The following is an 11,771-nucleotide window of genomic DNA, read 5'->3' as shown; positions in this document are numbered from 1 at the left end:
CCGTGCCGGAGCGGACGCTGGATCAATGGTTTGCCGCGGCGGTCGGTCGCCACGGCAACCAGCCGGCCCTGGAAGTGTGCGGTCGTTCGCTCAGCTATCAGCAGCTGAGCGGGTTGGCGGCGGTCGTGGCGCGGAGGATCCTCGCCGTCCACGGTGGACCCCCCGAGCGGCTGGCATTGCTCGCAGCTCGAAGCCTGGTCGCCTACACGGGCTACCTCGCCGCTCTGAGGATCGGTGCGGCTGTGGTTCCGGTTAACCCGAGCAGTCCAGTGCATCGCAACGCCGAGATCAGCCGGCTGGCCCAGGTGGACTTTCTATTGTCCGATGCGAACGGCGCGCGCCAGCTCAGTGAATGGCCGGCGGACCTTGATCGAACAGTGCTGTGCCTCGCCGACGAGGATCTCGTCGCGGCCAGCAGCTCGAAGTATGACGCGGCGGGTTCCGCGGGTCGCCCGGTGACAGCGGACGCGGTCGCCTACATCGTTTTCACCTCTGGTTCGACCGGGCGGCCGAAGGGCGTGCCGATTCGGCATCGCCAGGTGGCCCCGTACATCTCCCGCAGCATCGATCGATACCGGGTCTCACCTGGCTGCCGGATGTCGCACACCTTCGAGCTGACGTTCGATCCATCGATCTTCGACCTGTTCGTCACGTGGGGCGGCGGGGCGACCCTGGTGGTGCCAGAACGTGCCGGGATGCTCGCACCGGTCGCCTACATCGAGGAGGAAGAGCTCACCCATTGGTACTCCGTACCGTCGGTCATCTCGATCGGCGCCGAGCTGGGGAACCTGCCAACTGGTCGCGTCAGCTCGTTGCGCTACAGCACATTCGTCGGCGAGCCACTGACCTTCCGGCAGGCCGCGTTGTGGCAGGAGGTCGCGCCCGGGACCATCATCGACAACGTTTACGGTCCGACCGAACTGACGGTCACGTGCGCCGATTACCGGCTGCCCGGCGACCGGCGACGGTGGCCTGTCACATCGAACGCGACGGTGCCGATCGGCGCCGTGTACGACCATCTCGAGCACTTGGTGGTGGACGAAGACGGCCGGCCGAGCGACGAGGGAGAGCTGTGCCTACGCGGCCTTCAGCGCTTTGACGGCTACCTCGACCCCGCCGACAACCGCGGACGCTTCGTGTCGGCCGATGCTACCTGGGGGATCACCGGGTATCTAGAAACAGCGCCGGCCTCCGAGCACTACTACCGTACCGGTGACCGGGTGCGGCTTGAGTCAGGGACGCTGGTCCATCTGGGCCGGCTGGACAACCAGGTGAAGATCCGCGGTCACCGGATCGAGCCCGGCGACGTCGAGTCCGCGATCCGCGAGCACCCCCAGGTAGCCGATGCGATTGTGGTCGCGGTACCTCGGGCCGAAGGCGGTCTGGAGCTGGTCGGATACTTTACCGGCGACCCGATGGGATCGGGCGAGCTTCGGCGCTGGCTCCGACGGCGGATCCCCGTGCACATGGTGCCGCGTCGTATCCGGCACCTGGAGACCATCCCGCGCAACCCCAACGGGAAGGCCGATCGCCGCGCGCTGACGGCCGATGCAGGATACGTGTAGCTCCGCCGCGAGCGGCTAGCCGTCGGTGCCCGGGTCGCAGAGCTGCTCGATACGCGTGGCCAGGTCCCGCAGGCGGGGATGACGGTAGACCTCGTGGGTGGACAGCGAGACACCGAGTTGTCGTCTGACCGTGGCAACCACCTGCAGTGCGACGATCGAGTGGCCGCCCAGCACGAAGAAATGATCGGTGGCCAGGATCGTGTCCCGGCCGAGTACCTCGGCCCAGACGTCGGCAATCAGCAGCTCGATGGGAGTCGAAGGCAGGGTGTCGGCCGTCGCACCGGATGGTAGCGAGCCCGGATCGGGTAGGGCCGCGACGTCGAGCTTGCCGGCCGGGGTGGTGGGAAAGGACTCCACCGCGACGAAGTCGGCCGGCAGGATCGCCCCGGGCAGTCTACCCAGGGAATGCTCGCGGAGCACGGCCGCGGGAAGTGCTGCCGCCTCAGCTGGTCGGTAGTAGACCACCAGTTGAGGTCCGATGTTGGGAACGTCACGGATCGTGGCGACGGCCTCCGCGACTGCCGGATGCGTCGAGACCACCGCCTCGATCTCGCCCAACTCGACCCGGTGACCCTGCAGTTTGACCTGCCGGTCGGTGCGACCGAGGTACTCGAGAGCGCCGTCGACGTGCCAACGCGCTCGATCACCGGTTCGGTACATCCGCGCACCTGCGCACCGCCCTGGCTCCGGCACGAAGCGGTCCGCGGTCAGGGACGGACGATTGAGATACCCGTGCGCGACCCCGTTGCCGCCGAGGTAGAGCTCTCCCTCGACCTCGGCAGGTACCGGAAGCAAGACGTCGTCCAAGACATACGCCCGGACTCCCGGCAATGGCTGGCCGATCTGCGGGACATCGCCGTCGATTCGTGTCGCGGTCGCGTCCACCGTGCATTCTGTCGGGCCGTACACGTTGACCGCCTCCAGTACGCCGCGGTCCGTCGCGGCCTTCAGCCGTGACCACAGCGTGGCGTGGATCGCCTCGCCACCGACGAACAGACGCAGCGGTGAACCGTCCGCCGGACCGGTGAGCAACTGCCCGGCCAGCTTCGCGAGGTGTGCCGGTGTCACGTCGAGATCGGTGGCGCCGACCGCCCGCAGCCACTCGATCAGGCGTCGTGGCTCCCTGCGCAGATCCGCGTCGACCATGATGACCGTGTCACCGCGACAGACCCGCGCCCACTGCTGGACGGCGGCATCGAACGACACACTCGCGTTGCACACGACTCTGCGTGGTTGGTTCGGGTACAGGCCGGCCAGCTCCAGGGCGCGGATCAGATGGGCGACGCCACCCCGGCTGACCTGGACGCCCTTCGGGCGGCCGGTGGAGCCTGACGTGTACATGACGTAGGCGGGATCCATCGGCGACCGGGGGACCGGACGCAGTGAACCACCGGTACCCACGGTGCCGATCATGAGTGCCGGACGATTCCCGCACCAGGTCTGATCCGTCTCGTCCGTGATCAGCAGATCGCTGTCGGTATCTTCGACCATCAGTCGCTGCCGTTCGATCGGGTACGAGGGGTCGACGGGCAACAGTGCAGCTCCGGCCCGCCACGTGGCCAGGAACGCGACGAGCACATCGGCTGAACGACGCATGCGGACGGCCACCAATGAACCCCGCCCGATCCGGCGCGACTGCAGGGCCGCCGCCAGGTGGTGCACCCGGACGTCCAGCTGGGCGAAGCTCAGCGCGCTGTCCGAGCCGGCCACGGCGATTCGGTCGGGGGCCGTGGCCACACTGGCAGCGAATCGGCACATGAGGTCGACGGCGTCATCGGTACCTGGCGGCTCCAGGGGGACGGCAGCTGCGCGGGAGCTCCCGGTGTCCGGTGAGAGATTCACTGCGACCGCATCTGGTCGGTTGCTGTCGCCGGCAGCTGTCCCGGAGCCGCCGCGACAGTAGGACTGCAGTCCGCCAAGGCGACTGGGTCACCCATCGCTACGACGATCTTTCGATTCCCGCGGAACGCGTCTCTGCCGTGCGCCGAGCGGAGATTGTCCACGATCAGCACATCGCCCGGTCGCCAGCTGTGTCGCACCGTTGCCCTGTCGTAGGCAGTGTTGATGGCGGCGATCTCCGTCGGTGTCGGCGCCGCGCCGTCCCCGAAGGCCGTGTTGAACGGCAGACAGCCGGGGCCTGCCTCCGCCAGGAGAATCTCCCGGATCTCGGGATCTAGCGACCACTCGCTCCAGAAGGCGACGTGGTTGAACCACACTTCGTCGCCAGTACGTGGGTGCCGGATTATCGCCGACCGGACCTGGCTGGTCCGCAGTTGGCCGTCTGCGCTCCACGCGGAGCCGACCAGGCGCTCGATGCAGTACTGGTTGACGTCTGCTCGGGAGCCGGTCCCGAAGGCGGTCGGCCAGTCCAGTGAGTAGTGGTCGGAATAGTTTCGCAGCAATGACCAGCCGGAGGCGCGGAAGCGTTTGAGCAACGATGGCGGCACATTGGTCAGCACCTCACGGCAGTCGGCGATCGTCGTCGCACCGCCGTGACCGGGTGCCTCAAGGCAGCCGAACAGTAGCAGTCCGGGAAAGGTCAGCGTGTAGGAGTTCTCGTTGTGCAGCCGGATGGCCTGACCAGCTGGTAGGTCGGTCGACGAAAACACATCGTCGCCGTAACTCGTGCGTGGGGTGGCCTTCTCGACGTATCCGGCGCGATGGTTCACCAGAACGTCCCGGACAGCTGCGAAGTCGTCCGGGTCGCCGATCGGCAGCCCTGGCAGACAGAGCGCGCCATGCCGGTCAAGCGCCAGTCTGATATCGGTTCGCACCGAATCGAGCCAGGTGCAACAGTCGCTGGTTCCGGTCAGGATCGGCACACTAGCTGTCGCAGGCCGCCCCGGTACGACGCGATACCTGAGACCGGTGCTGTCTCCTGGCTGATCGCTGGCCATCGCGTCCCCTCGCCCCAGACGTAGCGCGCGTTCATTTGATCGACTCGTGCCCACTAGTGCAGGCCGTGAAAGCGAGTGGGCAGCTCTTGCCACACCCTCGGTGTAAAGAAGTGACCGCCGGGCAGTTCGGTGACGCGAAGCGTGCGCCGCGTGACCGCCGACCACTGGGCCTCTACGGCCGGATCGATCACCGCGTCATCCGTGCCGTAGAGCACCTGCACCGGGACTTCGGCCTGCACCTGCGGCGGTAGGTAAGTATCGCGAACACGGATATCGGCTCGCATCAAGGCGACGGCCAGCTGGCACAAGTCCGGGTCTGCGAGGACCTCCGTGGCGATGGAGCCCGACGTCTGCATCCATCTGACCAGGTCGAGATCGGTGTCCTCCAGACGCGGGAAACGGTCTCGTTCGGTCAGGCCACGGCTTGGCGCGTTGCAGGACGACGCGATCAAAAGCTCCGGCAAAGGTCCACCGCCCGCCGCGAGTCGCGTCGTCACGTCGAACGCCATCCAGCCACCCATGCTGTGCCCGAACAACAGGTACGGCCTGTCCGCCGCGGACGCCACCGCTTCCGTGGCATCCACCGCAAGCTCGTCCCAGGAGCGCGCGAAGGGCTCGGCAAAACGCCCTTCGCGACCGGGGTAACAGACCATCGCGAGGTCGGTGTCCGGGGGGACATGGTCGGCCCATCGGCGGTATGAGCCGACACCGCCGCCGCAAAAACCCAGGCAGACCAGCACCAGGCTCGCGTCCGGTCTGTTCAGCGGACGGATGACTGCGGTGTCTGGACACCGGTGAGGCTCCACTGCCCGACCGTATCGCCGCCGGATCCTTGCCTGCGGCGGTTTCGGCGGCAGAAGCGGGCGGCCGATCAGACGTTGGCTATCTGCCGCCGAAACTGCCGATCGCGGTGCTCCCCGCAACTAATGTCGAGTGACATGCCGGGGAGCGGGTGATGTGAATGACGGTGGCCGACCGCGAACGCCAGACCTTTCAGGCTTCGCCGCTTCAGCAGCGGTTGTGGCGGGAGAGGACCAGCGGTGATTCGTCAGCCTTCCTGCAGGCGAGACTGCTGGTCGACGGAGCGCTCGACGAGCAAGCGCTGGACGCCGCCTATCGTGAGGTCCTGCGCCGACACGAGATTCTACGAACCACGTTCGCTCTGGCGGCGACCGGAAGGGGGGTCACCCAGGCGATCAACGATCCCGGAGCCGTTCCGGGCATCGGTCGGCTGAGTGCCCAAGGCGAGGCCGCCGTGGCCGGGCTCTGCCGTGCTGAGGGCGAGGCACTCGATCCGCTCGCCGGGCCGGCCTTCCGGGCGGCCCTGATCAGTGCCCCGGGTGAGCAGACGATTATGGTCCTGACGGCCCATGTGATGGTTGCCGACCGGGCGGCTCTGCGGATCGTGGCACGCGATCTCGCGATGGCGTACAGCGGGGCGGACACCGGGATCGAGGCGCCGTTGCAGTACGCGGATTTCGCCGCCTGGCAGGACGAGCTACTGACTGCGGAGCACGGGGCAGCGGAACGCCGTGAATGGTCGGCCTATCTCACCGGCCTCCCTCGGCCGTCGCCTTTGTTCGGCCTCGATCGGCCTGAGGGTGACGGCCTCGGGGAGACGGTCGCACGGCGGATCGGCGCCCACGTCACCGCCCGGCTGGAAGAGTTCTGTGCGACGCATTCACTGCCGCTCGGTCACGTCCTCGCTGCTGTCTTCGGTCTGGTGTGCCGGCGTTTCCACGGCGAGCAGGAGATCGTCGTCGAGATCGTCGACCAGGCCCGGCGCCATGGTGCGATCCGCGGCGGTGTAGGTCCCTATGCGCGCGAGCTCCCGGTGCTGTGCCGGGTCGATCCGCGGGACCGCTTCCTCGACTTCGCCCGGCGGTTCGCTGGAACAGCCGACGAGTTGGCAAGCCGGATCGAGTACCTTGATCCGGCCTGGCGGGGTGCCGAATCGCGACGGTCCGAGACCGCATACGCCGGGTTCGACTATGTGGATCAGCTAACGCCGCTGGCCGCCGGTGCGGTCTCCCTGGCGATGGTCACCGAATCCATGGGCGGATCTGGCTCGCCGTACCTGACCTGCGTCCGCGATGGCGCTGCACTGAACCTCCATTTTCACTGCGCCGGCGGCAGGATGAGCTCGCGGACAGTCAGGTCTGTCGGTGACAGTTTCATGGTCCTGTTGAGCGACGTCCTCCGGCGCCGACAGACACCTGTCGACGAGCTGGACCTGCTCTCGCCGGCACATCGGGAGTCCCTCCTACTTCGGGGCCGGGGCCCGACGGCCTCGGCTCAGCTGCCTTGTCTGGCCGAGTCCTTCTCGAGGCAGGCGTCAGAGACGCCGGGCCGTGCGGCCGTATCGGCCGGCGACGAAGAGATGACCTATGCGGAGCTGGAGGCCCGCTCGAACCGTCTGGCGCACCGGCTGATCGAGCTCGGGGTGACCCCCGGCACTACGGTGGTGGTCAGCTTGGACCGGTCGGCCGACCTCGTCGCTGCCTTGCTTGCCGTGCACAAGGCGGGCGCGGCCTTCGTGCCGGTCGATCCACTGTTTCCGCCGGGGCGACTGGGACGGCTGCTCGACGACTGCACGCCCGCCGTCGTGATTTGCACAGCTGCCTGCCGTGATCAGTTGACTCGGGCATCCCGCGACGAGCCGGCGCCGTACCACCTACTTGTGCCGGCGCAGGAGGCGTCGCGGTTGGCGGCCCTACCGGCCTCGCCGCCGTCGGTCCGTGTCGGACAGGATGATCTGGCCTACGTCCTCTACACCTCAGGCACGAGCGGCGCGCCCGTCGGCGTGGAGGTGCCCCACCGGGGGCTCTCCAACTACCTCCACTGGTGTGCCGAGGCCTACCAGCTGGGCGACGGGGTCGGCGTCCTGACGCACTCGTCGATCAGTTTCGACTTCACCCTAACTACTTTGCTAGGGCCGCTGCTGCTCGGGCAGTGCGCCATCCTGGTGCCAGCCGGTACCACGGTCGCAGGGCTCGCCGCAACGCTGCGTGCCAGGCGGGATCTCAGCCTGGTGAAGCTTACTCCCACGCATCTGGACGTGCTCGGCCAGTTACTGGGCGCCGACGAACTCCGTGGCTCGATGCGAACGCTGGTCGTGGGTGGCGAGGCGCTCGGCGCGCGAAGTATCGCACCGTTCCGCGACGCCGGGATCCGGGTCGTCAACGAGTACGGCCCGACCGAAACCGTGGTGGGAAGCACCGCGTACGTCGTCGATGACCAGAGCCCTTGGTCGGGTCCGGTGCCGATCGGCCGGCCGATCGCCGACACGCGCGTCCACCTCCTCGATCCCCGCGGCGAGCTTGTCCCGGACGGGGCGGTCGGTGAGATCTGCATCGGCGGAGCGGGGGTGAGCAACGGCTACCTGAACCAGGCCGACCTCACCGCCCGGCGGTTCAGGCCCGGTCCCGACGGCGAGGCGCGGCTGTACCGGACCGGGGACCGTGGTCGGTGGCGGCCGGACGGCGTGTTGGAGTACCTCGGCCGGTTCGACGATCAGGTCAAGATCCAGGGCGTTCGGGTAGAGCCTGCCGAGGTCGAGGCTGTTCTGCTCGGTTCCGATCACCTTGCGCAGGCGGCCGTCGTCGCGCGGCGGGACGACGATCCCGGACGACTGCTGCCGACGGCTGGACTGCCCACGCTGATCGCCTACGTGGTGCCGGCCGGGCAGACGCCGGTGGACCACGCCGAACTGGCCGCGCGGTGCCGGGCGCAGCTTCCCCGGGAGTCGGTGCCGAAGTCGTTCGTGACGTTGGGCGAACTGCCGATGACGGTCAACGGGAAGCTGGATCGATCGGCGCTGCCGAAACCGGACGCGGTGGTCCGGCCGGGTGGTGTTCTGGCGCCACCACGAACCGAGAAGGAAGAGATCCTCGCCGGCTCCATCGCTACCGTGCTGGGGCTCCAAGCCGTCGGGATCGACGACAACTACTTTGCCCTCGGCGGGGATTCCATTCGCAGTGTGATGGTGACCAGCCGGGCGCAGAGCCAAGGTGTCGACGTCACCGTCGCGGACCTGCACACGTACCCGACCGTACGAACATGCTCCGCGTATCTGGAAGAGCATGGCAGTGTCCAGCAGCCGCCGGCAGCCGAGCCTTTTTCGCTGATCACCGCCCAGGATCGCGACCGGGTTCCGCCGGATGCGGAGGACGTGTTTCCGCTGAACCTGCTGCAGGAGGGGATGATCTTCCATCGCGACTTCGCCGCGAAATCCGCGGTCTACCATGCGATGGCTTCGATCCGGCTCACGGCGCCGTACGATCAAGATGTCCTGCGGATGGCGGTGCAGCACCTGGCCGAGCGGCACCCGCTGCTGCGGACCTCCTTCGATCTGACCAGCTTCAGCCGGCCGATGCAGGTGGTACACACCCGGTTCGACTCTCCGCTCGACGCCGAGGATCTGCGTGCCCTGCCGGCCGACCTCCAGGACGAGTCCATCGCGCGATGGATCTCCGCCGAGAAGGAGCGCGGGTTCGAGCTGCACGAATACCCGCTGATCCGGTTCATGGTGCACCAGCTGACCGACGGCGAATGGCAGTTCACCTACGCCTACCACCACGAGATCATCGACGGCTGGAGCGAGGCGTTGATGGTCGCCGAGCTGTTCAGCCAGTACTTCTCCATCGTGTTCGATGAGCCGCTGGCGATCAGCGCGCCCAGGTCCAGTATGCGCGATGCCGTCGCACTTGAGCTCGAAGCCTTGCAGGACAGCGAAAACCACGATTTCTGGGCGCGGTACCTGGCCGACGCCACCGTGATGCGGCTGCCGCGATTCGGCGAACAACCGAAGGCGGACAAGGGGATCCGCGACATCGCCCGGATGGAGGTGCCGGTCCCCACCGAGCTCTCGGACCAGCTGAAGCAGCTAGCGTCGAGCACCGCGACGCCGCTGAAGAACGTCCTGATGGCGGCCCACCTGGCCGTCATGTCGACCTATGGCGGTCAGATGGACACGCTGACCTACACGGTCACCAACGGGCGGCCGGAGCATGTGGACGGCAGTTCGGCGATCGGGTTGTTCGTGAACAGTCTGGCGCTGCGGGTCCGGACCACGGGCGGCACATGGCGCGAGCTGATCGCCGACGGCCTGGCAACCGAGCGAGCGTCGATGCCGTTCCGCCGCCTTCCGATGGCCGAGCTCAAGCGGCACCAGGGCAACGAGCCGCTGGCGGAGACCCTGTTCTTCTACATCGACTACCACGTGTTCGGCGTGCTCGACCGGTGGCAGGAGCGAGGGGTCGACTATGCGGTCACTGCGCAGTACGCCGAGTCCACCTTCCCGTTCTGCGCGATCTTCCGGCAGGAGCGTAAATCCGGTCACCTGAAGGTCCGCCTGGAGTACGACCGGCTCCAGTTCTCCGCCGACCTGATCGCGGACATCAGAGACTGCTATCACCAGGCACTGGCCGCGATGGTTGCCGACCCGGAGAGTCGGTACGATCTCCGGCCGCCTGCGCTGGTCGCGCCGGCTCAGCCTGATACCGGGGACGGTCGCTGCCTGCACGAGCTGATCGAGGAGCAGGCGCGCGGGCGGCCGGACGCGGTGGCGGTTCAGCTCGACGACGCCATGGTCAGCTACCGCGAGCTGAACCGCCGGGCGAACCAGCTGGCCCAGCTGTTGCGCAGCCGCGGCGCCGGTCCCGAACGCATCGTGGGGGTGCTCGCCGAGCGGTCCATCGAGCAGGCGGTGGCCATCCTCGCCGTGCTCAAGGCCGGCAGTGGATACCTGCCATTGGAGCCGTCACAGCCTGACGCCGCGGTTGCGGCGATCGTGGCGGATGCGAAATGCGTCGCCGTGGTCGCCCAGGAGCAGTTGGCCGTCCGGGTGCCGGACACAATGCCGGTGATCGGTCTCGATTCCCGGCTTGGCGTTGCCGACAGCTATCCGTCCATTGCGCCGGCTACCGGAGTCGTAGCAGCGAACACCGCATACGTCATCTACACCTCGGGATCAACGGGCGAGCCCAAAGGGGTCGTGGTCGAGCACCGCAGTGCCGTGGCGTCGACGCGGACTCGGCACTCCTACTACCCAGACCCGGTGGAACATTTTCTGCTGCTGTCGTCCGCCGGGTTCGACAGTTCCGTTGCTGGGATCTTCTGGACGCTGAGCCAGGGCGGCACCCTGGTCCTGCTACCCGAGGGCCTGCAACAAGAACCCGCGGCCTTGCTCCAGTTGACGGCCGCGCAGCGGCCAACTCACATTCTGGGGATTCCGACTCTGCTGCGTCTGTTGATCGACCAGAGCAGCAACGAAGAACTCGCTTCGCTCCGGGTGATGATCTCGGCGGGTGAAGCCTGCCTTGGCGAGCTTGCCACTGCCTGTTCCCGCCGCCTGCCCAGGTGTTCGTTCAACAACGAGTACGGTCCTACCGAAGGCACAGTGTGGGCCACGGTGTGGTCTGCTGAGCCGGGCGTCGAGTACGCCGAACAATGGCAGGTGCCGATCGGGCGACCGATCACCGGCAGCCAGGTGCTCCCACTCGACCACCACGGCCAGGTGGTACCCAAGGGAGTGACCGGCCAGTTGTCCATCGGTGGTGCCGGTGTGGCGCGCGGCTACCTCGGCCGGCCCGCCGAAACCGCTGCCACCTTCGTTCCCGATCGCTACGCCGGCGCCCCGGGCACCCGGTGTTACGCCACCGGCGATCTCGGGCGCACCCTACTGACGGGCGATCTGGAGTTCGAGGGCCGGTCGGATCACCAAGTGAAGATTCAGGGCTTCCGAGTGGAGCTGGGCGCGATCGAGGCAGTGCTTGAAACGTGTCCGCTGCTGGAGCGCTCAGTGGTCGTCGCCAATGTCGACGATCACGGACAACGCGGACTGGTCGCGTACGTGGTGCCGTCTTCCGGCGACCGGGTCGAGGCCGCGGTGGTACAGCAGTATCTGCGAGCCCGCCTGCCGAAGTACATGGTGCCCGCGGCTGTCGTGGTGATGGACTCGGTGCCGCTGACCCCGACCGGGAAGATCAACCGGAGGTTGCTTCCTCCGGTCCGCCGGGCCGAACTGGTCTCGTCGAGTGTCTACGTAGCGCCGCGCACCGATCTCGAAGGAGCTCTTGCCGCGATCTGGCGCCGGGTCCTTCAGCTGGACCGGATCGGGGTCGACGACCGATTCTTCGACATCGGTGGCGAGTCGCTCCGGGCTATGCAGGTCGTCGCGGCGACGAACAAGATGTTCAATACCAAGTTGTCGGTCCGGCGCCTGTTCGAGGCGCCGACTCTGGGTGAGTTCGCCCAGGAGGTCAGCCAGGCGCTGCTCAGCCCCGGCACCGGATCGGCGGGGCGGTAG

General features: G+C 67.4%; 5 protein-coding genes. 2 read left to right on the top strand and 3 right to left on the bottom strand.

Annotation, left to right across the window (positions count from 1 at the left end):
- Positions 1–2: 2 nt before the first annotated feature.
- Complete coding sequence (locus OG474_RS41495; protein WP_405059157.1) at positions 3–1,565, top strand: AMP-binding protein; 1,563 nt, start codon at positions 3–5, stop codon at positions 1,563–1,565.
- A gap of 15 nt (positions 1,566–1,580) precedes the next feature.
- On the opposite strand, the gene OG474_RS41490 is transcribed toward OG474_RS41495, so the two are convergent.
- The 3 genes from OG474_RS41490 to OG474_RS41480 all read right to left on the bottom strand — a co-directional run bounded on the left by OG474_RS41490 (position 1,581) and on the right by OG474_RS41480 (position 5,268).
- Positions 1,581–3,302 (bottom strand): non-ribosomal peptide synthetase, encoded by a 1,722-nt coding sequence (locus OG474_RS41490; RefSeq protein WP_405059156.1) that lies wholly within the window; start codon positions 3,300–3,302, stop codon positions 1,581–1,583.
- A 101-nt stretch (positions 3,303–3,403) separates the two neighbouring features.
- A complete protein-coding gene (locus OG474_RS41485) occupies positions 3,404–4,462 on the bottom strand; it encodes a TauD/TfdA family dioxygenase (RefSeq protein ID WP_405059155.1) in 1,059 nt (352 codons plus the stop codon).
- A gap of 53 nt (positions 4,463–4,515) precedes the next feature.
- On the bottom strand, positions 4,516–5,268 hold the full coding sequence (locus tag OG474_RS41480; protein ID WP_405059154.1) for a thioesterase II family protein: 753 nt from the start codon (positions 5,266–5,268) through the stop codon (positions 4,516–4,518).
- A gap of 155 nt (positions 5,269–5,423) precedes the next feature.
- On the opposite strand from OG474_RS41480, the gene OG474_RS41475 reads away from it, so the two are divergent.
- Positions 5,424–11,771, top strand: coding sequence for an amino acid adenylation domain-containing protein (locus OG474_RS41475; RefSeq protein ID WP_405059153.1), 6,348 nt, complete (start codon positions 5,424–5,426; stop codon positions 11,769–11,771).

It is taken from the genome of Kribbella sp. NBC_01505, assembly GCF_045040285.1.
Lineage (GTDB): Bacteria > Actinomycetota > Actinomycetes > Propionibacteriales > Kribbellaceae > Kribbella.
This window is presented reverse-complemented; position numbering and strand designations above follow the sequence as displayed.